The 25,794-nt window shown below is 38.6% G+C and carries 21 protein-coding genes and 1 riboswitch; of the genes, 9 read left to right on the top strand and 12 right to left on the bottom strand.

The features are described 5' to 3' along the window. The first annotated feature begins 170 nt into the window (after nt 1-170). Nucleotides 171-296, top strand: a complete 126-nt coding sequence (locus ACI3K6_RS08550) for a DUF4023 domain-containing protein (RefSeq protein WP_335476356.1) — start codon at nt 171-173, stop codon at nt 294-296. 54 nt (nt 297-350) lie between these two features. Here the strand turns inward: ACI3K6_RS08550 and ACI3K6_RS08555 are convergent, their stop codons facing one another. The 9 genes from ACI3K6_RS08555 to ACI3K6_RS08595 all read right to left on the bottom strand — a co-directional run bounded on the left by ACI3K6_RS08555 (nt 351) and on the right by ACI3K6_RS08595 (nt 9,242). Beyond that, nucleotides 351-1,646 carry a L,D-transpeptidase gene (locus tag ACI3K6_RS08555; protein WP_435554467.1) on the bottom strand — a complete coding sequence of 432 codons (1,296 nt, stop codon included), beginning with the start codon at nt 1,644-1,646 and terminating at the stop codon, nt 351-353. 278 nt (nt 1,647-1,924) lie between these two features. Then, nucleotides 1,925-2,878, bottom strand: coding sequence for an ABC transporter permease (locus ACI3K6_RS08560; RefSeq protein ID WP_435554468.1), 954 nt, complete (start codon nt 2,876-2,878; stop codon nt 1,925-1,927). Continuing rightward, nucleotides 2,871-3,785, bottom strand: a complete 915-nt coding sequence (locus ACI3K6_RS08565; RefSeq protein ID WP_435554469.1) for an ABC transporter ATP-binding protein — start codon at nt 3,783-3,785, stop codon at nt 2,871-2,873. The genes ACI3K6_RS08560 and ACI3K6_RS08565 overlap by 8 nt, the downstream gene beginning before the upstream one ends. 2 nt (nt 3,786-3,787) lie before the next feature. Continuing rightward, on the bottom strand, nt 3,788-4,495 hold the full coding sequence (locus ACI3K6_RS08570; RefSeq protein WP_435554470.1) for an ABC transporter ATP-binding protein: 708 nt from the start codon (nt 4,493-4,495) through the stop codon (nt 3,788-3,790). Then, entirely contained in the window at nt 4,492-4,863 is a 372-nt protein-coding gene (locus ACI3K6_RS08575) for a GntR family transcriptional regulator (RefSeq protein WP_435554471.1), read from the bottom strand. Before ACI3K6_RS08575 ends, ACI3K6_RS08570 begins: the two co-directional genes overlap by 4 nt. Before the next feature lie 4 nt (nt 4,864-4,867). Beyond that, complete coding sequence (locus ACI3K6_RS08580) at nt 4,868-5,644, bottom strand: hypothetical protein (protein WP_435554472.1); 777 nt, start codon at nt 5,642-5,644, stop codon at nt 4,868-4,870. Nucleotides 5,645-5,837: 193 nt separating this feature from the next. Next, nucleotides 5,838-6,338 (bottom strand): preQ(1) synthase, encoded by a 501-nt coding sequence (gene queF / locus ACI3K6_RS08585; RefSeq protein ID WP_435554473.1) that lies wholly within the window; start codon nt 6,336-6,338, stop codon nt 5,838-5,840. Nucleotides 6,339-6,590: 252 nt separating this feature from the next. Continuing rightward, a complete protein-coding gene (locus ACI3K6_RS08590) occupies nt 6,591-7,982 on the bottom strand; it encodes an aminotransferase family protein (protein WP_435554474.1) in 1,392 nt (463 codons plus the stop codon). A 21-nt stretch (nt 7,983-8,003) separates the two neighbouring features. After that, on the bottom strand, nt 8,004-9,242 hold the full coding sequence (locus tag ACI3K6_RS08595; protein ID WP_435554475.1) for a Zn-dependent hydrolase: 1,239 nt from the start codon (nt 9,240-9,242) through the stop codon (nt 8,004-8,006). 180 nt (nt 9,243-9,422) lie between these two features. Between ACI3K6_RS08595 and ACI3K6_RS08600 the strand changes: the two genes are divergently transcribed. Together ACI3K6_RS08600 and ACI3K6_RS08605 are read left to right on the top strand one after the other, a co-directional pair. After that, entirely contained in the window at nt 9,423-10,799 is a 1,377-nt protein-coding gene (locus tag ACI3K6_RS08600) for a sigma-54 interaction domain-containing protein (protein WP_435554476.1), read from the top strand. Between the two features lie 152 nt (nt 10,800-10,951). Beyond that, entirely contained in the window at nt 10,952-13,354 is a 2,403-nt protein-coding gene (locus ACI3K6_RS08605; RefSeq protein WP_435554477.1) for a DUF4084 domain-containing protein, read from the top strand. A 43-nt stretch (nt 13,355-13,397) separates the two neighbouring features. Here the strand turns inward: ACI3K6_RS08605 and ACI3K6_RS08610 are convergent, their stop codons facing one another. After that, a complete protein-coding gene (locus tag ACI3K6_RS08610; RefSeq protein WP_435554478.1) occupies nt 13,398-13,577 on the bottom strand; it encodes a hypothetical protein in 180 nt (59 codons plus the stop codon). Nucleotides 13,578-14,661: 1,084 nt separating this feature from the next. Between ACI3K6_RS08610 and ACI3K6_RS08615 the strand changes: the two genes are divergently transcribed. Continuing rightward, a complete protein-coding gene (locus tag ACI3K6_RS08615; protein ID WP_435554479.1) occupies nt 14,662-16,116 on the top strand; it encodes a S8 family serine peptidase in 1,455 nt (484 codons plus the stop codon). 57 nt (nt 16,117-16,173) lie between these two features. Here ACI3K6_RS08615 and ACI3K6_RS08620 read toward each other — a convergent pair whose 3' ends face one another. Beyond that, nucleotides 16,174-17,898: a methyl-accepting chemotaxis protein gene (locus tag ACI3K6_RS08620; protein ID WP_435554480.1), complete on the bottom strand. Its 1,725-nt coding sequence runs from the start codon at nt 17,896-17,898 to the stop codon at nt 16,174-16,176. Nucleotides 17,899-18,122: 224 nt separating this feature from the next. Between ACI3K6_RS08620 and ACI3K6_RS08625 the strand changes: the two genes are divergently transcribed. The 4 genes from ACI3K6_RS08625 to ACI3K6_RS08640 all read left to right on the top strand — a co-directional run bounded on the left by ACI3K6_RS08625 (nt 18,123) and on the right by ACI3K6_RS08640 (nt 21,836). Then, on the top strand, nt 18,123-18,578 hold the full coding sequence (locus ACI3K6_RS08625; protein ID WP_435554481.1) for a GtrA family protein: 456 nt from the start codon (nt 18,123-18,125) through the stop codon (nt 18,576-18,578). 122 nt (nt 18,579-18,700) lie between these two features. Then, complete coding sequence (locus tag ACI3K6_RS08630; protein WP_335476388.1) at nt 18,701-19,102, top strand: hypothetical protein; 402 nt, start codon at nt 18,701-18,703, stop codon at nt 19,100-19,102. Between the two features lie 125 nt (nt 19,103-19,227). Then, a riboswitch (cyclic di-GMP riboswitch) is annotated at nt 19,228-19,314 on the top strand. A gap of 19 nt (nt 19,315-19,333) precedes the next feature. Continuing rightward, nucleotides 19,334-20,110, top strand: coding sequence for a hypothetical protein (locus ACI3K6_RS08635; protein ID WP_435554482.1), 777 nt, complete (start codon nt 19,334-19,336; stop codon nt 20,108-20,110). A gap of 436 nt (nt 20,111-20,546) precedes the next feature. Continuing rightward, a complete protein-coding gene (locus ACI3K6_RS08640) occupies nt 20,547-21,836 on the top strand; it encodes an NCS2 family permease (protein ID WP_435554560.1) in 1,290 nt (429 codons plus the stop codon). Nucleotides 21,837-21,882: 46 nt separating this feature from the next. Here the strand turns inward: ACI3K6_RS08640 and ACI3K6_RS08645 are convergent, their stop codons facing one another. Then, nucleotides 21,883-23,769 (bottom strand): hypothetical protein, encoded by a 1,887-nt coding sequence (locus ACI3K6_RS08645; protein ID WP_435554483.1) that lies wholly within the window; start codon nt 23,767-23,769, stop codon nt 21,883-21,885. Between the two features lie 786 nt (nt 23,770-24,555). Between ACI3K6_RS08645 and ACI3K6_RS08650 the strand changes: the two genes are divergently transcribed. Then, complete coding sequence (locus tag ACI3K6_RS08650) at nt 24,556-25,794, top strand: saccharopine dehydrogenase family protein (RefSeq protein ID WP_335476394.1); 1,239 nt, start codon at nt 24,556-24,558, stop codon at nt 25,792-25,794.

Genomic DNA, 25,794 nt, shown 5'->3' on the forward strand with positions numbered 1-25,794 from the left:
CGTTTCACAACCTTTGTTCTTCATCATGATTATTTTTCACTATGACTATAATGTTTATCGGAGTATGTGGCAAATTATACAATTCATTTTTGATAAAAAATAAATTATTCCTTTACCATTCGGAGATAATAATCACTGATTACGGTTACAAAACAAGGAGGTTTATTTCAATGAAACAAGAAAGCACACATGAGTTTGTTGAAAAATTACATGATAAACAAGCAAAGGATAAAAAGAATAAAGAAAAGCAAGGCAGCAACGATCCCACCAATAAGCTGCCTACTGATTATCACTAATCAAAAAAGAAGCTATGAATTTGTGTTCATGGCTTCTTTTTTCCACAGATGATACTATTCTTTCACATGAATTTGACTGTCCAGCTGAGAGTTTGCCAGCATAACTGACCCTACATTCAAGTAGTACCAGCGATCCTGATATTCCAGCCACCCGGTTACCACTGATTCACTCCTGCCCAGAAAGTACCTTTTCCCTGATAAGGCTAACCAGCCTGACTTGAGTTCTGATGAATCTGATGTACCATTCAAATCGTGGATGGCTAAATTCATCACACCGTTCGAGTTAATGTAGTACCAGGTTCCTTTATCATTAATCCAACCCGTCTGCAAGTCTCCCAGCTGATCAAAATAGTACCATTGCGTATGTTCCTCCAGCCAGCCTGTTTTCATGATCCCACTTTGATCAAAGTAATATTTCTTGCCGCTATCATCAAGCCAGCCAAACTTCATAGCACCGTCACTTTCAAAATAATATTTCTTGCCTTCAAGCTCCAACCAGCCTGTTTTTACGATCCCTGCTTGATCAAGATAATATTTCTTAGTGCCATCTTCCAGCCAACCAATCACCATCGATCCGTCATTTCCCAGAAAATACTTACGTCCGTTAATTTCCAGCCATCCTATTCTCATGATGCCATTTTGATCAAGATAATATCTTTTTCCACCAGCATCAAGCCAACCGGTCTGCATAACTCCCTTACTATTGAAATAATACTTATTGTCAGCGATGATTTGCCAGCCTGTTTTTGGCTTTCCATCCTCGTAATAATACTTTTTACCATCGGCCACGCTCCAACCATCTGACACTCCATCAATCGAGCCATAAACAGGGACACTACCACCACTCACCGTAAAGCCATTTGCCAGAGCTATTGCCTCAAAGGACTTTTCAGAAAAAGTGATAATGACCGGTGTATTCATTTGGACCTGGCCGAATAACCAGCGCACCTCCGCATTATGCATGCGGACACATCCATGACTGATATACTTTCCAATGGAACTTTCATTATTATTACCATGAATGGCATAGGTGTCTCCATTCGTACCTGCAGCGTTCAGCCCCAGCCATCGATCCCCCAAAGGATTGCGTGGACTTCCCCCTGGGATGTTCCCCGTATAGTAAGGACGATTTTTTATCATCGTCACAATTCTAAATAATCCTTCCGGAGTTAATCCCCTTGTTTTCCCGGTTGCTACTTTAAAAGTCCTGACTAAAGTCCCTCCACTATAAAAAGCAAGGGTATTGGTCTTTTTATTAATAATGATTAATTGGTTACTGCTGGCCTCCGTATGATCTGTATAGAAAAAAATGCCCATTATCAAAATCATAACTGCCGTTATCTTCTTCATTCTGATCTCCCCAAAGTGTGTAGTTATGAATAAAATAACACGGCAAATAGGAATATTTTGTCGCTCTTTCGTGCAGTAATAGTTAATTTTTCTTAATCATTCATCTATTATCGACACCTGTTTTTGATACATTTTTAGCTCTTATACAATAAGGCCCTTACAACGTATGCTAACACCTTGATTTACTAAACAAATAAAAAAACTGAACCCGCTTTGGAGTTCAGTTCCTAATAGATGGCACCTGATGACAGGAGACTTCAGAATTGCCTATTCGGTTTCTAAGCAGCTATATCACGCTTTGTGAACACCCCAAACGCCAAGAGTTGAAAGATGAGAAAGTAGATGAACAGCATGATAATTGAAAAGCCAACTGTCATCCCCTCGACCATTGGGGTTCCATCGATATATTGTGTTAGGTCCGTATTGGCAAATAAACTATATTTTGCCCAATCGTACCGCATTGCGATCAAGGAAGTGACCTGTCCCCCCATTAATAATAGGAAAATTGAAATACCTACTGCCAGCGAGCTGTTTCTAAATACAGCAGAAATCATAAACGCCATTGTCGTAATCATGAGGACACCAACAGATGACAAGAAATAGGTCTTGATTAAATAAACCAGCATATTTTGTTCAACGACACTGCCGTTGGCATAGGCAAGATGTACAGGATTGCTTTCTCCTGCTCCAAATAAAGCAAAGCCAAGTATGGCGGAACTCCCAAATAAGATGGTCATCATCAATACACCGAATAAAATCACCGTAAAATATTTAGATAAGAGGATTTTGTACCGCTTGATCGGACGAATCATTAGCAGCTTTATCGTCCCCCAGCCAAATTCACTTGACACGATCCCTGCCGCAACAATGATTGTAAATAAACCAGCAAATGTAATGAGAGACTTGTTGTCATTAATAAATGTCCAGCCCGTTGATTCTTGGTCAGGTGGAAGTTTATGATCTAAACGATATTGATTAATAGCAATTTGCCTTTTTAAACTTTTCTTATACGCTCCAGCTGTCGGGGGCAGTTCACTTAGTTCCTTTTGATCCTTGGCAATCTGCTGGTTAAGCTGCTGTTCCCACTGGGGATTCTGCGTTTTTCCTTTATCTTCAAAATACTTCGTTAAAATCCCTGATGCAATGATACTAAGAACAAGTAGCCCCATCATCACATAGGTGCCGGGTCTTTTAAATATTTTGATCCATTCATTAACAATAAGATTATGCATGGAGTTTCCCTCCCTGTTCCGTGACTTCTAAAAAGCGTTCTTCTAACGATTTGGCGATTGGCTTCACTTCGAAAATACGGATTCCTTTTTCCGCAAAAAACTGAATCATATTTGGGACATCTTCCTTACCCATCTCGATGACAATCCCATTCTTCATTTTTTCAAAGGATACATTCAGTTTTTTCAGTTTGGCTTGATCGGTTAGATTCACTTCAAAGAAGTATTTTGGTTTTGTTTCCTGGTTATATTCATGAACCTTTTGGATGTCAATGAGCTTTCCATGTTGAATAATCGCGATACGGTCACACATCATTTCCATTTCCGCTAATAGATGGCTGGAGACAATAACAGACATCCCTTTTTCCTTGGTTAATTTTTTCAAATGATCACGGATCTCTCTGATTCCAGCCGGATCGAGCCCGTTGGTTGGTTCATCGAGAATCATTACCTTTGGATCATGAAGCAGGCTTTGCGCCAATCCCAAGCGCTGCCGCATACCCAAAGAATAGGTCTTTACTTTATCATGAATACGTTCTTTTAAACCGACGAACTCTACGACTTCCTCTATTTTTTGCTTAGAAATTCCCTTTATCATCCTTGCATATTGCATCAAATTTTGATATCCGGTTAAAAATTTGTAAAGCTCCGGATTCTCAACAATCCCGCCAATATTCAGCAGTGCTTCCTCAAATTCCTTTTCTACATTCTTGCCGCAAATCAATATTTCGCCGGAGGTAATCCCCATAAGGCCAACCATCATCCGAATCGTTGTGGTTTTTCCAGCTCCATTTGGCCCTAAAAATCCGAATACTTCCCCCTCTTCAATGTTGAAGCTTAAATTATCGATGATTTTTTTCCCTTTTATCACTTTTGTTACATTTTTCAATTCCACAACAGGATTACTCATATTTATTTTCTCTCCCTTTCAGTCATGGTAGCTTTAAGCCACTCCAGAACAGATAACCCCTCTTCTTCTCTAAGATCTTCCACATTTTTCTGATCGATGATCGTCCCTTGCAAAATGACAATTGCTTCATCTAATAGCGGTTCAATTTCATCAATTTCATGCGTAGCAATAATCACAGTCTGCTCGTCAAAATCAATGTAGGAGACCAAACTTCTCACAATCGAATCGCGCACCATGGGGTCCAGTCCAGAAAACGGTTCATCAAGCAGCAAGACCTGAGCCTTCCTTGATAAGGCTAGAACCAGTTTCAATCTACCTCGATTTCCTTTGGACAATTGCTTTATTTTTCTTGCCGAATCTAGCTTCATATCCAGTAACAGCTGACCCGCTTTTTCCTTATCAAAATCTGGGAATTGTGAAGCATAATAATCCACCATGTTTCCCACTGTAAAGGTGGGATAAAACATATCCAGTTCCGTTAAATAAGCAACCTTGTCACTAATTTTTCTTGTTACTTCTTCACTGCTCACTTCCACTTTGCCGCTGTCTGGATAAACGAGTCCCGCAATCATTTTTAATGTCGTTGACTTGCCACTGCCATTGGGCCCAAGTAGCCCATAAATCTTTCCGGTCTCAAATGTCAGGGAAACATTTTTTAACGAAAAATCTTTCCCATACCGCTTCGAAACAGTCGTCAGTTTAACGGTCACCCTTGCTCCCCCCCAAAGTACTTCTGTAAACCCTGGATCATTTCCTCATGAGAAAAACCAAGCTCTTTCATGTTTTGTACAAAAGCGCCAATAATTTCAGTTTGCAGCTGTATCTTTACTACTTGGAGGACCTGTTCACTTTCTGTGACAAAGGTCCCCTGCCCCCGTTTTGTCTCCACGATTCCCATCCTCTCCATCTCACTATAGGTTCTTTGAATGGTGTTAGGGTTAACACCTGATTGAATGGCCATTTCCCGAACAGAAGGCAATTTATCACCTGCTTTCATCTCGCCACGAACAATTTGTGATGAAAGGTGCTCCGCTATTTGAATATAGATAGGTTTTGATGCTTGAAAGTCTTTTGCCATCGTCCTACACCTCAACTTTTCTGTCGAGTAACCAACAAGAAACAAGGAATAGACTGAATGCAAGGAGTATATAGATCAAAAACCCAAGTACCGGGATATCTGCCGCATTCAGATAGATCTCCCAACTGCCTTGTTTATGCTGAAAATTTGTGCCTGCCAGGACTGGTATCGTCCATTTATTTACGATCTCTTTAAGAACCCCAATCTTTCCCAATAGTGTAGAAATTGTATTATAGAGGAAAAAGATCACTACAAGGACGAGCCAGCGCCAACTTTTAATCGCCGGGAATTTCCCCAAAGAGTGAAAGACAGTCCAATAAAACATTGCCCAGCAAGATACATATACACTTATCAACAGAAGCCCGGCATTGAATACCATCATTCCCGAGAACAAGTCGGATGCGTTAATATGAATTTGATTTTTATAGAATTCATAAATCGCCAGACCGACTGCCGTTAAATATACCTGGGCAGCTAATTGATAGAAAAAGCCGACCGTCAGTTTCGATAAGAACAGCACTTTACTGCTTTGTGGATTATGAAGCCATAATTGTGTCTTTCCTTCAAGACGCAGCATGGACAATAACATCCCCGGCAGAAAAAAGGCATGAAACAGAAGCAGTATAATGACAGCAATTGGTAGAAAGACAAGTGGAGCATCAAAATACAGCTCGAGAGCCCATGGGATAAACAAAAACATCGAAATAAAAATCAGCCAAATAATAAACCAAAGCTTGGAAATGGCGAAATCCTTCTTTACCAACCCTTGAAAAGCAAACATCTATTTAAGCCTCCTAAACAATCATGTATTAGTGTTCTAATCAAATAGTACACTAATACAAAGATACGTGTCAATATGTTTTTACAACTATTTCCACCTAATCCAACTAACAGCGGCCAAGTAACAAGATCAATCAATACCTATGCAAAAAAACCCCCTTGGTTCAAAACCAAAGGGGGACACTTTACTCATATTAACGGTTATCCACTTTTTCAGGATAAAGGTCGTGATTCATTAACCGGAACTGTGCCATTTCTTCAAACTTTGTTCCCGGCTTGCCATAGTTGCACCATGGGTCGATGGAAATGCCGCCGCGCGGTGTGAATTTACCCCAAATTTCAATATATCGAGGATCCAGCAGCTTAATTAAATCGTTCATGATAATATTCATGCAATCCTCATGGAAATCACCATGGTTTCTAAAGCTAAATAAATATAATTTAAGGGATTTGCTCTCGACAATTTTTTTATCAGGAATATAGGAAATATAAATGGTGGCAAAATCAGGCTGACGAGTCAACGGACATAAACTTGTAAACTCCGGACAGTTGAATTTGACAAAATAATCGCGGTCGACATGAAGATTATCAACTGCCTCCAAAACCTCCGGTGCATAATCAAATGAATAGGCAGTGCCCTGATTCCCTAATAGTGTTAAATCCTGTAATCCTTGCTCATTGGTACGTCCAGACATAAAAAAAACCTCCTGTAAGATGGGATTCCAACCTTTACAGGAGAGGTCTCGTGGAAACTAAAGATTTAACATAAAAAAGCCATATCCGATATGGACATGGCTTTAATCGTCATGAATCCATAGTTTTTTATAGAGGGTATCCGCTATGAACCTCTCCCGTTTCAGTAACGAGTATGCAATTTTCTCTTCCCATATCATATAAGAGAGTAGGAGAAACGTCAAAGGGAATTTTTTACTAGTTATAACCGATTTCTATAGCTTTTTCGAAAAAGCAGCCAAGGAGTCATCGACAATAGCGATCATTTTTTCAATTTCTTCTTTTTGAATAATCAATGGCGGGGCAATGGCCACGATATTCATTCCAGATTCAAAGTTGAACGGTCTAATTAATAGCCCCCGCTGGTAGCATTCATCCACTATGGTCACCGCGGCATTCACGTCATCAGCAAACGGGACATTTCCTTCTGGGCTTTTCATTAAATCAAATCCTGACAATAGGCCCTTCACTCTTCTCTTGGTGAGATACTCATATTTGTCCTCTAAATAAGCAAGACCGCTCTCTAGTTCTTGCCCCATGGTAGCGGCATTTTTCACCAGGCCGTCCCGCTCAAGGATCTCAATATTTTTCAATCCGACTGCACAAGCTGTCGGGTGACCGCTATAGGTGAATCCGTGGGCAAGCATCCCATCGTATTGAGCAAAGGCATCTCTTATATGTTCACGCATCACAACGCCACCAAGCTGAGCGTACCCACTGGTGATCCCTTTGGCAACGGACATAAAGTCAGGTACAATTTTCCAATGATTGACACCGAACATTTCCCCAGTTCTTCCAAACCCACAGATCACTTCATCCGCAATCAAGTGGATTTGGTATTCATCACAAAGCTGCCTTACTGCCTGAAGATATCCATCAGGAGGAATATGCACACCACCAGCACCCTGGATTGGCTCAACAATGACAGCAGCAATCTTGTCTGCTCCTACCTTTTCAATAATGCCGCGAATACTGCCTTCAAATTCTGGATGCCCGCTGTCGCCGAGTTCACAATCAGTTTGATGGGCCTTCGCATTGATCATGTCAGGTTCCATGGAGCCTGAGAAGTCCCGGTACACATCTATTCCAGTTGCCCGTTGTGCTGCAATGGTCACACCATGATAGCCTCTTCGCAATGAAATGATTTTTCTCTTCTCAGTATAACCCTGTAATTGCCAGTAAAATCTTGATAACTTGAACGCCGTATCATTTGATTCTGACCCACCTGAGGTAAAGAACACGGTATTTAAATCCCCAGGTGTGAGGGCGGCTATTTTTTCAGCCAATCTTACGGTTGGTTCATTGGCATAGCCATAAAAGGCAGATGAATAGGCCACTTTGGTCATTTGTTCATAGGCTGCCTCTGCTAATTCCTTATTGCCATGCCCTATATTGACATTCCATAGCATGGACACACCATCAATGTATATTTTCCCATTTATATCGTTAAGATAAATTCCGTTACCTTCTGTAAAAATCAATTTTGGACCAAATTGTGCTTGTGTTTTTGGATTGGTTGACGGGTGAAGCATGTGCTTCCGGTCAAGTATGGAAATTTCAGAAGCCAATGCTTGTACACCTTTATGTTCAACTAAATTTTGAGACATGATTAATCACTCCTTATAGTTTCATTTTTTCATTGATAATTTATATAAAACATGTAAAAGTACATTTGCGCCTTTTTCGATGTCATCTTCTAATGTAAGTTCGTTTTCGTTATGGCTGATTCCTTTTACACTGGGGACGAAAATCATTCCGCTCGGTGCCATTTTTGATATATATTTCGCATCATGCCCTGGGCCGCTGAATAGCCTCATCGCTGAGTAACCCCTGTTTTCACAAGCCTCCGCAACAGCATCCATGACCTCCGAAGAAAATTCAATAGCGTCGGAATCCCAATTAACCGTAATCATGACATCCACGTTATTCAACAGGGCAATAGTACTTAATTGTTCTTTTAAGCTCTCGATGGCATTGGATCTGATATCGTTGTCTTTGTGACGAATGTCAATTGTAAACTCTACTTGCCCAGGGATGACATTGGCTATATTGGGTTTCACCTCGAGCCTTCCCACTGTAATCTTCAAACCAGCTATTTCTTTTGTTAATTCATGCAGCTTTGAAATCATTTTGGCTGTTGGGACAAGGGCATCTCTGCGGTGTTCCATTGGTGTCGGCCCGGCATGATTGGTCTCGCCCGTCACCGTCACCGTTAACCAGCTCATCCCCTGGATTCCTTCAACAATCCCAATTGTTTTTCGTTCTTTTTCCAAAATAGGTCCCTGCTCCACGTGCAGTTCCAGATAGTTTTTCACATTCTTTAAACGATGCTTTCTCTCGCCTAAATAATTAATCTTTTGTAAGGCATTTTCATAGCTTACTTGATTATTGTCCTTTATGTTATAAATAAACTCCTTTGTAAATACTCCAGCCACTCCCCCTGATCCCAGCATAGGCGGAGTAAAACGAGCGCCTTCCTCATTAGTAAAGTTAATAATTTCAATAGGATAATCAGTTTCAAGCTGCTGTTCATTTAAGACCCTGATGGCCTCTAATGCACTTAACACACCAAGAACCCCATCAAAACGTCCACCGCATGGCTGGGTATCAAGATGGGAGCCAACCGCTACAACCGGGCCATCCTTCAATTTTCCCTTTCTTCTCCCATAAATATTGCCAAAATCATCAATCCTGACCTTTAGACCGGCCTGCAGCATCCATTCAACAAGTTGATTCCTCATCTGTTGATCCTCTTCGGTTAACGCTAAACGGTTTAATCCGCCATTTTCTGTCGCTCCAATCGAAGCACTTACTTCAATGGTCTTTAGCAGTCGTTGTCTATTTACCCCAAGCATCATCGTGTGCATAACCATCCCCCCTTCACTAACCTATATTGCAAATTCCATGCCAATCTTTAAAAACCAAGACAGTTCAAGCTAAATTTGCATTATAGTCAGAAAATTATTAATATATAGTTAAAGAATGAATCGTTTTCGATGCAAATCGAGTCAATTCTGACTCAATTTAATTTGAAAGAGGTAAATGATGTGAAAAAGAAGTTTTATGAGGATGAGCATTTTTCCCGTGTTTTCAATCATTTAAAGGATGGTATCTTTATTGCGGACAAGTATGGCACGGCGCTTTGGATTAATAATACCAGCTCAAAACAGATGGGCGCGCCACGTTCAAGAGTCATCGGCAGGAATGTCATCGATCTAGAGAAGGACGGCTTGTTTAATCCATCCGTAACGAAAATGGTCCTAGAAAAAAAGGAGACCGTCACAATTGTTCAAACCTCCAAAGACCGACAGTATTTAGCCACTGGATATTTAATTGAAATCGCTGAGGAAGAAACCAACTATATTTTAGTCCACGTAAAGGATATAACAGAAACAGTCAGAGCCTCCTTAAAGCTGGAAAAAGCAGAGGCATTGCTCCAAAAATACTGGGATGAATTGCAGGAAATAAAAAGCAGACAGTCAGAATCAGTGGAACCTGTCATCGGGAAAAGTAAAAAGCATGAAGAGATGCTTGATTTAATTAACAGAGTTGCCACAGTGGACGCCACGATTCTATTAAATGGGGAAACCGGTGTTGGAAAAAGCTTAGTTGCCTCTGAGATTCATAAACGCAGCAACCGTGCTGATCAGCCATTTGTACAAATCAATTGTAGTGCCATACCGGAAAACCTTTTAGAATCTGAGCTATTTGGCTATAAAAAAGGAGCCTTTACTGGAGCAAATAGCAGCGGAAAAGTAGGATTAGTGGAGAAAGCCCATGGAGGAACGCTTTTTTTAGACGAAATAGCTGAACTGCCGATCACCCTTCAGCCAAAGTTGCTTCAATTAGTCCAGGAAAAGTCCTTTATACCTGTTGGGGGCACGAATATAAAGAAGGTCGATGTTCGGATTATCGCCGCAACCAACCAGAACCTGCTGGAAATGGTTCAAAAAAGACGATTTAGGGAGGATTTATACTATCGGCTCAATGTTGTTTCCATTCAAATTCCTCCCTTAAGAGAGCGAAAAGATGACATACTCCCACTGGTCTACCACTATTTCGAGCAATTTAAGTTAAAATACGGAAAAACCTCCACTCTAAGCACGGAATTACTTGAATATCTTCAGGAATATAGCTGGCCTGGAAATATTCGTGAGTTGGAGAATATGATGGAACGCTTAGTGGTAACTGCCCGGTTCAATAGTATTGAAATCACTGACCTTTCCAATAAAGTGATCCAAGAAGTGCAGCAACGGAGCCATTTCATTATCAATGGTCAAAGCCTATCAGACTATCTGGAGGGGATTGAAAAGAAGATGATTCAAGATGCCTTACAGGAACATAAATCAACAAGAAAGGCAGCACATGCGTTAGGAATCACCCAATCTTCGCTGATGAGGAGAATTAGGAAATTTAATCTATAAACATAGTATTCATCTTATATAACGTAGTAATGATTCGAATTCGGTTCACCCACTTTTAAACCAAATTGATATATTCCAATATTTTTCTACAACTATCAATGATAGAATAGTAGCTAAATATTACTAGATTGAACCGCAAGAGGAGTCATAATATGGATTGCATCAAACAAAAAAGGATATTGTTTTACTTTACACCTATATTTATTTTGGGATATTACTTTTGGATCTACTATTGGAAAAACGATGAATGGATCAAGACTTTCGGAGGGAATCTTTTCTCGATCCTCGCTCCGCTGATTGCCTTTGCTATCTTACTTCATGCTTCGAGAAAAATGAAAAAAGTAGATAAAGTTTTTTGGATCCTCCTTTCTCTTGGATGCTTAAGTTATTCGATCTCAGAGATCCTTTGGTTTTTTATTGAGAATATCCAAAAGAGGGAAGTTCCTTTTCCAGGATGGACGGACTTATTTTATATAGTGCAAACTGTTTCTTTCATGTCCGCCTTTATTTATAAAATTATTAAAACGGGGAAAGGATTGCATTTAATTAAATTCGCCTTTGATACCTGTATCATTATGACAGTTGCTATTACCTTTAGTTGGCACTTTATTATGCACGGGATTATTTTTCAAAGCAACACAACTCCATTTTCTATGATGGTGTCAGTAAGTTATCCGATTGGGGATTTAATCCTCTTGTTTGGCGCCATAAGCTTTTATTTTGGCTCTGAAAGTTTTTTTCCATCAAAGGTTATCAATTATATTCTGATAAGCTTAATTATTCAGGCCCTTGCCGACTCAGCTTTTCTATATTTAACTGCAGATAACATTTATTTTTCCGGAAGTCTGCTTGATCCTTTATGGTCGCTAGGATTTCTATTAATGGCGATTTCGGGTACATATGCAAGGGAAAGATATGGACAGAAGAATTTAATGAAAAGGACAAAACGCATCTCGTTAAAGGATATCCTTTCAATACGATTATTGCTGCCTTATTTAAGTGTATGTCTATTATTTTTGGTGATGGTCCTGCAAAATAAAAGCTATAACAGTTTGATGATCGGTTCGGCTGTTGCTATTTCCCTAGTGATTTTACGTCAAATCTTTACTCTACTGGAGAATAATTCCCTGATTGCCCAGTATCACAATCTTACAGAAGAATTAGAGCAGAAGATTTCAGAAAGAACCGAAGAACTTACGGTAAAAAATCAGCAGCTTGAGGATGTCGTCCAAAAAATGAGACATATGGCCTTTCATGATGTACTAAGCGGTCTGCCAAATAGAAGGCTGTTTCTTGAAAAATTGGAGCAAGCTATTGATGCTGCTGAACAGCATGGAAATCGTCTGGCCGTTGTGTTTATCGATATAGACCGATTTAAAAATATTAATGACACACTTGGACATGAATTTGGTGATTTATTAGTAAAATATGTTTCTAAGCAAATGGCCCAAAGTTTACGTAGTACTGATACTCTATCCCGACAAGGTGGCGATGAGTTCACAATATTGCTAGATAATATTCATAAAAAAGAAGATGTCATTCCCATCCTTCAAAAATTACAGTCCGTGGTGGCAATGCCCATTACCATTAAGGAAAAGGAATTGCATATTTCCCTGAGTATTGGTGTTTCCTTTTATCCTAAAGATGGAAGAACAACTGAAGAGCTTTTGAAAAATGCTGATATGGCCATGTATAGTGCAAAAGAAGATGGAAGAAACAACTTCAAATTCTTTTCTAAGGATATGAATCTGCAAGTATCGCGAAAAATGACATTAGAAAACGGCTTACGCAGCGCGATTAAAAATGATGAGTTTATCCTTTATTATCAACCGCAAGTCGATATTCAAACCGGTAAAGTGGTCGGCGTTGAGTCGCTTATCCGCTGGAACACCCGTGAAGCCGGGATGGTTCCACCAGGGGAGTTTATTTCAGTGGCAGAGGAAACACATTTGATTATCCCCATGGGGGAATGGGTGCTTTATACAGCCTGTAAGCAGGCGAAAGCTTGGCACGATGCCGGAAATAACCAGTTAAAGCTCGCTGTCAATTTGTCACCGCTTCAATTCGTACATGAAGACCTAGTTAAAATGGTCGCCCATGTTCTGGATGAGACCGGATTTAATCCTAAGTTTTTAGAATTGGAGATTACGGAAGGCGTAGCCCTAAATGATGCGGAGGAAGCCATTGATAAAATGCAAGCATTAAGAAATTTAGGCGTGCGGATTTCGATTGATGATTTTGGAACAGGGTACTCCTCGTTTATTTATTTAAAAAGATTTCCAATTAACACCTTAAAAATTGCCCAGCCTTTTGTGCATGATCTAATCAGCAAACATTCTAATAAGGCACTTGTGGAGACCATCGTTTCCTTGGCTCATAGTTTAGGACTAACGGTCATCGCTGAAGGGGTAGAAACACATGAACAGCTTGTTTCTCTAAAGGAAATGCATTGTGATGAGGTTCAAGGATATTATTACAGCAAGCCGTTAACAGTTATGCAATTCACTTCTATGATTGAAAATCAAGCAAAGGAAATTCCGTTAAACGTCTTTTAATAAAAACACGCGGTCTCGTTTTTTCGAACCGCGTGTTTTACGTTTATATTTTAAACTTTCCAACCATTTCTTGTAATTCTTCTGCCATTTTGGATAAATATACGGCGGATGAAGTGATTTCTCCCATGGCCATTTGTTGCTCTTGGGCTACAGTTGATACCTCACGTGTTCCGGATGCTGCTACTTCTCCAATTTGCGCAATGACCTTCATGGATTGGTTCATCTGTTCAGAACCCGCGGCCATTTCTTGGACGGCAGCGGATACTTCATGAGTTTAAAGCATTGTAATTGCTAACATTATATCTTTTCTTTTTTTCATTTTATTATTCTATCCTTTCCTATTCCATGAATCCATTTTTCTTGATTAAGAGCTCTTTAATCTTGAAAACAATTATTATTATTAAAAGAATACTAACCACCCAAAAGTAGGAAGGTAGATTATCTTTTATATTCCAAAAAGCGAAAAAAACAAGAAAAAATGTGTACATAATAATATCAATTAATATTTTAGATTTAGATTTCATAATGATTCCCCAATGCTATATTGTTATATTGACAATAATGGAAAAGTGTGGAATTTCCTCTCGTTCCATATTTAAACATATTTTGCATTATACTGCCAAGTTATTTTTTGCTATTTTAATATTTATCGCTGAGATTTCTTAACTTGTTCAAAATTCACATTCAATAGTTTGCCTTAATTTTTTAAAACGTTTTTTTGAAAAGCCAAAGCGACTTTTTCTGCTTCTTCTTGGCCATCCATTTCAAAATACTTTTCAAAAATAGCTCCCACTTCAATCAATCTCTATGTTCGAGCTTTCCGTTCTTTTTCCTTTAATCGACTCTCAACCTGTTGCTTCCGAGCCTTGATCTGCTCCATCACTTTCTCTAATTCTTGTAAACGTTCTTCGTCCGTTTTTCTCGCAATGCTAAAACCTTCCTAACAAATACGAACATTAATTACTTTAACTGAATCCGTAAAAGCCGTCCTATAACCATAGAACGGCTTTTCTTTTTTAAATTGACTCTAAAATTTTTTGGCCGTCTGGGGTGGACATTGGGTTTTGAAGCTCTGTTTTCTTTCAAATAGTTACATTCTATTGTTTGATTCTACTGTTTTAGTAGGGGCTTTCTCGAAAGTTTGATAGATTCATGCTATTTTTAAGGTTTTAATAGAGGAAATTCCATGTTTTTGTCTGAAGAATCTATTAATCTCCTTTCTTGTTTTGACAAATTAATTTGTGACGTTGTCCTAAAATCAATTCATAAGGTTAACCATTCCGTACATAAAAAAGGGGGACTTATCGTTGAAAAAGAAATTATCTATTCTATCCATTTGTTCTGTTCTATCCATCTCTTTATTTGTTGGGGCTCAACCAAGTAAATCCAAGGCTGCCGCCGAACAGGAGCATTATGTTTTGGCTTATAAAGGAAAACTTCCTGCTAATTTCTCTCAAGATATTGAAAAAGCCGGTGGGAAAGTGGAGCGTGTGATTGAGGAGGTAGGAATTGTTGAGGCTGCATCTACTGATCAATCCTTTCTTTCTAGCATTTCACAGAATAAAGATATTCAATCTGCCGGTAAAGAGCTGGAGGCATACTTAGAACCAGACCCAGATGACGCCATTCAATTTACCCCGGGGACCCCTAATGGGCAAAAGGTCACATTGGATCCTAATGCTACCAGTTACTGGGATAAGCAATGGGATATGCAGCGATTAACACATAACGGAGATTCTTATAAATTAGATTCAGGAAATCACGATACCGTTGTAGCAGTGATCGATACAGGAATCGATTTCAGTCACCCGGATTTAAAGGCAAATGCCGATGAAAAAGGTTCCAAGTCATTTGTTCCAGGGTTGACAAGCCCTTGGGATGGTAATGGCCACGGAACCCACGTTGCCGGTTCTATTGCAGCAAACGGCAAAGTCAAAGGGGTTGGCCCTGATTTAACCGTTCGTGCTTACCGCGTTTTTGGCCCTACCGGTGGAGCCCAGCAATCATGGATTACCGATGCCATTGTTGCTGCAGCAAATGATGGAGTAGAAGTCATAAATATGTCTATCGGCGGATGGCGCTGGATGGCCAATAACTATGGCGAAAAAGGGGACTCAGCCTCCATGGTAGCCTATCACCGTGCTGTACAGTATGCGATTCAAAAAGGGGTAACAGTCGTTGTATCTGCTGGAAATGATTCTATGGATTTAAACAATTTACATGATATGCAAGCATATTGGAAAGCAAACTATGGACTTGATATTAAAGGTCCATCACGTGTCGCACCAGCCCAGGTTCCGGGAGTCATAACCGTATCATCCTCAAATCAGTGGTCAGATAAAGGTATCGCCTTCTACTCCAACTACGGAAGTGCCATTGATGTGGCAGGCCCTGGAGGAGATAATGGTCCGTTATATGACAGCCTATACCGCAAGGACCCAGCTGGAAACTATTTAAATAAACGTGATTTCACGTATCGTACTTTATCGACGTATCCAACTTATCCAGTTGGCGCCAATGCAACTACCCAATTTAGTGATGGCAATTGGCATGGCTATTCTTATCTACACGGTACTTCCATGGCAGCACCAAAAGTTGCTGGGGTAGCCGGAGTTATTAAGGCTGCACACCCTGAATACACCCCTGCTCAAGTAGCGGCGGCTATCAGGCAAAGTGCCATCGATTTTGGTAAAGTAGGTGCTGATCCACTTTACGGAGCTGGCGAAGCCAATATTTACAATTTCCTGGCTAATGACAAATAAATAGTGAATTTACAGGCAAAAAAACCGCTGGGTCCTACTCAGCGGTTGCCTGTTCTACTATTTATCAAACTTAGAGAGGATATTTTCATATTCTTTTACTATATTATCTATTTGTGTAACTTTTGTATTCATCTGTTCTAGCACTTGAATTTGATCACCCATAATGGAGGAAATCACCTGATTTTTTTGATTAATTTCCTCGGATAATTCCTTGTTTTCCATTACATTTTGGGCTGCAGCATGTGATTTATGAACTAAATCTTTACTAGTATTCGATAGCTGTTCTAATTTCTCACCTGTTTTTTCGATATTCTCCATAATTTCATTAAACGTTACCGAGGATTGCCCGATTAACTCGATACCTTTTTGTAGTTCCAAGTTTGTTTTATTTATTTCAATTCCAGTAGTATTAGTGTTTTCCACCATTTCCGCAATAATGGCGGCAATCTCTTTTGTTGAATTAGATGATTGTTCCGCTAACTTTTTAACCTCGTCAGCAACGACTGCAAAGCCTCGCCCTTGTTCACCCGCTCGAGCAGCTTCTATAGCGGCATTAAGGGCCAACAAATTGGTCTGGTCTGATATTTCAGTAATCATCTGAACAATTTCCTCAATTTTTTGCGATCTGCTGATTAAGGTCTTTATTTCACTTGAGACATTATTCATTAGATGGTTAATCGCATGAATTTGCTTAATCGTTTCATCCAGGACCTGTTTTCCTTTATAGGATTTAGCCATATTTTCATTCGAATTATCATGAATACTTTCAATGTGCTTATTCATGTCCCCCGCATTATTCTGTAATTCTAACAAAAATGACTCCAAATCCCCCGATTTCTGACTTTGCAAATTCGTATGTTGGTTCATATCCTCATTGAGTTCCATTACCTTCCCAAATAGCTGATTATTTCGGAGAATGGTATCTTTTAAGGTATGATTCACATCTTCAAGAGTGATAGAATTCCCTTCTATTTTTGAAACAAGGCCCCGAAGTTCCAGTACTAATTCATCGAAACTCCGTGATATATCCCCGATTTCGTCCTTTTGCTTTAATGAAACGTTAACGGTTAAATTCCCTTCTTTTACCTCAGCAATCTGAAAATTCATTTTTCGCAATGGCACTACAAACTGGCGGATATAAATATATAATCCAATGATTAAAACAACCATTACTGCTAATGTGACAATGATAAAGTTTCGCTTTAAGGCATTTTGTATGTCAAAAATCTCATTAGCATCCAAATCTGCGCCTAATACCGCAACAATTTCTCGGTTATCATCAAAAATAGGAACATACGCACTCATTAAATATCCGTACTCAGACGTGTTATAAATCTGTGTTGTTATGACCTTTTTCTTCTTGAATACCTCAGTTATTTCTGGATAATCTTCATTAGTGGCTTTATCACCATAGTGAGAAAAGTCCTTTGACTCCATGTTTCCTCCGTCAACCAGATAGCTTAACTTATATGTATCTCCAATCCTTTTAACATCTAATGTATAAAGGTATTTAAGGCCATAAATTTCCTTATAATCGAGTAAACGCTTTCTTAACTTGTGATAATAAGGGGTCTTTTCTGGGTCCTCGGACCGTTTAAGTTCTAATAGTTGATCTACCTTAATAGTTTTTGAAATATTGTTCGCAAGATTCCCTACCTGTGCTTTTTTCGCATCATTAAACTCCCCAACGCTTGTCCTATAAGATCCAAACGATAATATGACGCAGCCGATCAGGAAAAATAAAATGAGCGGTACCAATAATTTAGATTGAATACTTTTCAATGTCATTTCCTCCATAGTTTTTCCCGTTGGTATATAATTGTCAATATTCAGATATTTTTACCTATAACACTTCTGTATCTTTAGTATATTATGACTATTATAAAAAACAACAAAAAAAAGTAAAAATACAACAAATTTCGACCTTTTTTACAAAAAAATAGAATATAACCTCGGAAGGCAACCATACTAAATATGTTAGTATGCTTTTAAAGAGGTAGAAGTTGATGAAAAATAATTCTCGTTCTTTGTTTATAAAGCACTCCATAATTTCTATAATTGCTCCATCTGCCCAGAAATACTGGCAATTTATTAAATTCTGTTTGGTTGGGGTTGCCAATACATCCATTTCGTTAGTTGTCTATTATATTTTTATAACGCTTGAAGTTCAATACCTGCTTGCAAGTACAATTTCCTACTGTGCAGGACTTTTGAATGGTTATGTGTTTAGTTCATCTTTCGTGTTTAAACAGCAAAGAAACACGCATCAAGCTTTGAAATTTATGATGGTAAATATGTTCTCTCTATTACTTAACCTTCTATTCCTCTTTGTTTTAATCGACCTATGGGGGATTTCAAAAATAATGGCCCAAATAGCCGCCACAAGTTTTAATGTCATCTTTAATTTTCTTCTGAACAAGTTGTGGACATTTAAGTCAAAACAAGTTGCTGATTCCCATTAAGGCAACCTGTTTTGTTTTTAACTTTTGGAAAAACGTACCACGACGCTTTTTGAAACTTTTTTTAAACCAAAGCGTAAATAGGTTATAGCTTTTCATTTCAATAAAGTATGGGAGAATTATAGATGAAAAAATTAATCATTGCCTTCGTTTTGCTGTTTAGTTTAGTTGCACCTGGGATGACGGAAGCAAAAGGATTCAGCAAGGGCTCTAGTTCCTTTAGCCATAGTTCTTCATTTGGATCGCATTCTACAACAAAATCTTACTCAGGATTTAAATCACCTTTTAGCAGTAAATCAGGGTCATCCTATAAAGGATCCTATTCCACAAAACGAGGTGGCTTTTGGAGCCATGCAGCAGCATTTGGAGCAGGGACATTTATCGGAAGCATGCTCCATCCTTTCGGCGGCCATTATTACGGAAATTCTTATGGATTTTCCATGTTCGGGATGCTTTTAGATATCATGATTATTTTAATTATTATCCGATTGATTAAAGGGATCTTTAGACGGAAACGTTATTACTAGAATATTACGATGAGAGCCTCATCCTTAATTGGATGGAGGCTTTTTTGCAATGATTTATGAAAAATTAATGAAAATCCCTTTTTCCCTAAAAATTAAATTTACTCTTTAAGCAATTTCGATTAAAATCGACATAAAGGTACAGCCACGGGAAACCTGGTGTCACAAAGCTTAAAGGGGCTAAGGAGTAAATCTATGCCAGCCGAGCTGCCCTAACCATAAGGAGGAAAGGTTATGAAAAAACAACTAGTTTCAAAGATTTCAGCAGGTTTATTAGTTTCGTCATTAGTACTTAGCGGTGCTTCATTAGCTAGTGCAAAAGGACCAGATCAAAGTCATGGAAAACCTGTAACAGTAACTACGAAGAGCCCAGGGAAAACGGCTACAAAAGGACACAGCACGACAAAAGGAACTATTAAATCATCAGTAGGGAAATCGCTGGAAAAACAGCTTCATTCAAGTGAGGATTCTATTAATAAAATTATTATTGCAGTTAATAGCTATTTTAAGGTAGATTCTGACGGCACAACAGACAAGGTTTTAACCAAAAAGGCTGCTTCAGACGCATATAACAGCTTTAAAGGTAAGCTAAACGCAGAGCTTAATAAGCTTCGAGCAGTAGACAAGCAACTAGCTAATTATAAAAAGAATAAAAAAGTATCTGCAGATGAACTGGCTATATTAGCTGAGAAATCTAAGACTCTTCAGGCCCTTGCTACTAACGAAATAACGCAAGTTCAAACATTGGCCGCACAAGCAGCCGCTAACAAGCCAACAACAACGACAACTACTGGAACAACTTCCGGTACAACAACGCAAACTGGAGATAGTGACGATAACCAAGGGACTGAAACTACTACTACTCAACCAGATGATAACGGTGAACAACAAGGCACAACCACATCAGGTACCACCAGCGAATCTGACAATAGTGGCACTCAAACCACAGGAGACAGTTCACAAACAACGACGACTGGAGATACAACAGAGTCAGCAAATACTGCTGATTAATCATAGCAAAAATGAGAGTCCCTCTTTACGGACTCTCATTTTTAGTTTTTTATTCTAATTGATTAGATAGGTATTGAGCTTTCAGCTTTAACTTCTTTCTGTTTTGCTCCTGAATCTGCCTTAAATCATTTATTTTGCGCTTTAATAGACTTGACCTTCCCATATACCTCTCTCAAAAATTGTTCATATATGTCATAGATTTCAGGGTTTACTTTTTCATCCTTTAGCACTTGTCTCCATAGTTTTCCTGGTACAATAATAGGGGCCAGGATTAGTGATACCCAGCCTAACTTGAAACTATTTGGAATTTTATAGTTTACTTTATCAAACTTATCAATCTTGTCTTCTTTCATTTCTGTGTTATAATATTCCCCGGCATTAGTCTTGGACTTAATGCGGGTGGGAGAGGGCGTTACGCGAAAGTGTGATTAACATTATGAGAGGAGTATTCAAACTTAAGTATCATCAAACGAATGTGAAAAAGGAGGTAATTGCAGGACTAACATCATTTTTTTCCATTGTTTACATCATTGCCGTTAATGCAAAAATCCTCGAGGATGCAGGTATCCCGCTTGAAGCAGGAATCATTGCAACCGTACTTTCTTCATTAGTTGGCTGTCTATTAGTCGCGTTTATGGCAAACGCACCGCTGATCCTTGTTCCCGGCATGGGAATCAATGCATTATTTACGTATACCATTGTTGGTTCAATGGGCCTAAATTATATGGAAGCTTTAGGAGCCGTTGTCCTATCTGGTATTCTCTTCATTTTAGTGGCCTTTACCAAACTTTCAACCATATTATCCGAAGCGATACCTGCTTCATTAAAGGAATCTATTTCAGTCGGGATAGGACTATTTATCGCCTTTATCGGGTTACAAAAAAGTGGAATTGTCATTGGAAATTCCCATAATTTTGTTGGACTTGGTGATTTATCATCGCCTATTGTAATGGCATCAATCATTAACTTGATTGTTACATTGTTTTTATTTTTGAAAAAGGTACCGGGCAATTTTTTAATTAGTATTATTTTTGGCACCTTTATCTCTTGGCTCTTTGGAATAGTTAAGTTTTCTCAACTGGATGCGGACTTTATTTCTTTTGACCACTATAAGAATGTCCTTATGAGCGCTGATTTTGGAAAAATAACGACAATCCCGTTTTGGACTGCCGTGTTTTCAATGGTGTTGGTACTCGTTTTTGAAAATATAGGACTGGTGCATTCCCAAGTGAATGGAATGCTTCAAGCACCTGAAAAGAGCGGGAGATCATTAAAGGCCATATCCATTTCAACCATTGTTTGCGGATTTTTTGGCACAAGCCCTTCCGTTTCAACTGTTGAGTCAGCGGCAGGCATTACTGCGGGTGGAAAAACAGGTCTAACCTCTGTTGTTACAGGTCTTTTCATCCTTTTATCGTTATTCTTCATACCTTTTATTAAACTAATACCGGATGCAGCCATTGCACCAATCCTGATCATTATCGGTGGCCTGATGCTGACAAATGTAGTAAACATCGAGTTTTCCGATTTCACAGAGGCCTTTCCTGCATTTTTAGTCATCATTATGATTCCATTAACATACAGCATTGTGGATGGCATCGCCTTTGGTTTTATTGCCTACCCACTTGCAAAGATTTTTACAAACAATCACAAACAACTTTCATTATCTAGCTTTATCATATCTTTATTGTTTTTAACTAACTTTCTGTTGCAAGTCGTGCACTAAGAAACAAATAAGAAGGCTTAGGACAAATGTCCCAAGCCTTTTCACATTATTCTTTTAAAAATGCAACTTCTAAGCGGTCGCTTTCTGCCTTATTCGGCTGAGTAATCGTAATATATACTTTTCCAGCATTTAATCCTAATTGTTTAACAGCCATAGTAGCAGTTTGGGCTGTTGCAGTAGTCGAAGTCCATAAAGTTCTGCCTGTCTTATATTTATAGACTTTGATAACATCACCTTTAGCCATTCCGGTTACTGTAATGGTGTCTGCTATCGTTTTATTGTTTTTAATTGTGACTTGGGAAGCAGTCAATGCCTTCGAAGGATCTAATGCCTCTTTAGCATAGGCAGCTTCTAAACGGCTGCTTTCTGTCATATTAGCACGTGTGATGCTAATATATACCTTTCCGGCGTCCTTCCCTAACTGATTAATCGAGATCGTAGCAGTTGAACCAGTTGCAGTGGCCTTTGTCCAAAGATCACTACCTGTTTTTGCTTTGTATACCTTAATTACGTCACCTTTAGCAATATCTCTTACTATAATGGTATCAGCACTATTTTTATTATTTTTAATCTCAACCTGTGAAACAGCCAGCGGTTGGGATGGATAAACCATCTCTTTTGTATAGGCTACCGCTACCCGGCTGCTTTCAGCCTTATTAGAGCGAATCACACTGACATACACTTTGCCCGGGATTTTGCCAAGCTCTTTAATAGACATGGTCACCGTTGGCCCCGCAGCCTCTGCCGCTGCCCACATTTCTCCACCTTGAACAGCTTTATAAACCCTGATTACATCTCCTTTAGCTAATCCGGTTACCGTAATAGTATCCGCAGCGGTTTTATTATTTTTAATTAACACTTGAGAAGGGTCTAAAGATTTAGACGGCTCAAATGAAAGTAATCCGATTACAGAGTAAAGCGCACTGGTTTTCTTATCAAGAGTGGCCATAATTTGTTCCATTGTTGCATCCGCATTTAAATAGCTTTTATATGGAATTTTATTAACCTTTACAGCACCGTTAATATTCCAGACCTCTCTGGAAATTTTCAAGTTTACATTGCTAATATCAAATCCACTATCTGCAGGGAAGCTTCCCAAGTTAATCTCTGTTGTTGATTTTCTTTCAAAAAGCTTTTGATCAACAAAAATATCTGTCTTCAGATAATTTTTACTGCTAAATAATGGATCCTTTTTGAGCTCAGGTAACATCTCCACAAGTGATGCTTTAAATTCCTTAAGTCCATTTTTGAACTCTGTCTCAGAAATCGGTTCTCCTCCGCCTGTGACTTCATTTAATTCGTTAATTGCACTTACCATTTGTTTAATAGCTGCTTGATCTTTTGAAAGGTTATCAAGGAACTTAATCATTAGTTCAGGTAATTCAGGTGCATAAATTTCAGCATGGACTTTATAACCTGCTACTTGGGCCCCGTTCACCTTCTGCGTCGATTTCCCAGCAGTTATCTTTTTTGGATTTGGCAAGTTTTTAACTACCGGTGCCAGAAGTTTTTGCTGTATTTCTTGGATTAGTTTTGTATCAGATGAACCGTCCTCCACTACAGAGATCCTGATTGGCTTACTAGCATTGTCTAGCAAAATGACTATTTCTTTTTTATCCATATATAATTTAAATGGAATTTTCCCTATCTTAAGGATGATATTACCGGAAAAAGAAGCCGTACTGCTATCTTTTACATTCGCTTGAACTTCTATCTTTGCTCCGTCAAATAAGTCAAGAATCTTCAATAAGTCAGGATCTTGGACTTTTGATCTGGTATATGTAAAATCTAAAGCGGTCGTTACTTTACTTTCAGATGCTGCAACATTGGTACTATTTAAAATCATCTTATTGAGGTCAACACCATTAATGGATTGACACCCAGTAAGAAATAGAATGGCCCCTATTAATACGAGAATGATCTTTTTTATCATATTTGCCTCCAACATTTTCTATTAATTTCTTATTCTACATTAAGTTTCACTTGCTAACCTTAGTACCTATGAACCCCCTTTTATAATTTTTTCTAGTAAACTAGTAAACTTCAACAACTAATATTACCATATTTTAGGTAGGTAAAGTCGTGATTATTTAGTGTACTTTTCTAAAAATAGATAATTTTACTAATAGACCTAATAATAGGTGGTATTCAAAATATTTTCTTGACAAATGTGAAAGTATTTTTATTTTTCCTCTTGCTTCTTGGAAAACATACTGCTAATATAGAGAAGTATTATTTGGAAAGCTACTATAAAAATATATCGGGATCTTTCCAAGCAGATAATTTTGACCACTTCTCAAAGGAAGTTAAGGCCACGGACAGCCGGGTCAAATGCCGATTGGCAACTTAGTTGCCTTATTGATTGAGTTAAAAGCTCAAATTTTATAAGTTGGTTACTTTACAACCAGTGCATATGCACATCAACTTGTGAAACGGTCAATAAGAGTGGTAAAAGTAATTATTTGCTATATAGACTCTGATCCTAAAGAAGATATATTTTAAATATTTTAGAGCTTTCTGCCATAATGTCCTGATTTTTATGGTAAATGTATGCCGTCCGACTATGGTCATGGGTACATTTATGCTTATAAATATTTATGATTATATCAAAGCAAGTGTTGTGCGCAGTTCTGGCGTTATGCACTTGCTTTTTTGTTTTGAAAAGTTTTACATCACTTTTTTATATTCAAAAAAATCTATTTAGTTAGGAGACAGGAAAATGGGAAAAGCGCTTATTATCGGTTGTGGTGGCGTAGCTTCAGTTGCCATCCATAAATGTGTTCAAAATAGTGAAGTTTTTGAAGAAATTTGTATTGCCAGCCGTACAAAATCAAAGTGTGATGACTTAAAGGCAAAGTTAGACGGTGGAAAAACTAAGATTACAACTGCACAAGTTGATGCAAACAATGTGGATGAATTAATCGCTTTGATTGAAGAAGTGAAACCTGACATCGTTATGAACTTGGCTTTACCTTACCAAGATTTAACGATCATGGATGCTTGTTTAGCTACTAAGACTAACTATATGGATACTGCTAACTATGAGCCTGAAGATACAGCAAAATTTGAATACAGCTGGCAGTGGGAATACCGCGAACGTTTTGAAAAAGCTGGCATTACTGCTTTATTAGGCAGCGGCTTCGATCCGGGTGTAACTGGGGTATTTTCTGCATATGCTCTAAAACATCATTTTGATGAAATTGAATACATCGATATTCTTGACTGTAATGCTGGGGATCATGGATACCCATTTGCAACCAACTTCAACCCTGAAATCAATATCCGTGAAGTATCGGCTAACGGCAGATATTGGGAAAATGGTGAGTGGATCGAAACAAAACCAATGGAGATCAAACGCACTTATAACTTCCCTGAAGTTGGTGAAAAAGATATGTATCTTCTTTATCATGAAGAACTTGAATCCCTTGCTGTTAACATTCCAGGCCTTAAGCGGATCCGTTTCTTCATGACATTTGGTCAAAGCTACCTTACTCACTTAAAGTGTCTTGAAAACGTCGGAATGACTTCCATTGAACCAATTGAATTCGAAGGCAAGCAAATCATTCCTCTACAATTCTTGAAAGCCGTTTTACCAGATCCAGCTTCTCTTGGACCACGCACAAAAGGGAAAACAAACATTGGCTGTATCTTCAGAGGTAAGAAGGATGGAAAAGAAAAGACTTATTATGTATACAATGTTTGCGACCATGAAGAGTGCTTTAAAGAAGTGGGTTCACAAGCGGTTTCCTATACAACTGGTGTACCAGCGATGATTGGTGCCATGATGATGATGACTGGTAAATGGAATAAGCCGGGCGTTTACAATATTGAGGAATTCGATCCAGATCCATTTATGGAAGCATTAAACAAGTGGGGACTTCCTTGGAAAGAAGACTTCAATCCGGAACTTGTTGATCATGAGCCTGTTAAAGTCAAAAGTCAGGAGTCTGTTCGATAA

The sequence above is a fragment of the Neobacillus solisequens genome (genome assembly GCF_051233465.1).
Lineage (GTDB): Bacteria > Bacillota > Bacilli > Bacillales > Cytobacillaceae > Neobacillus.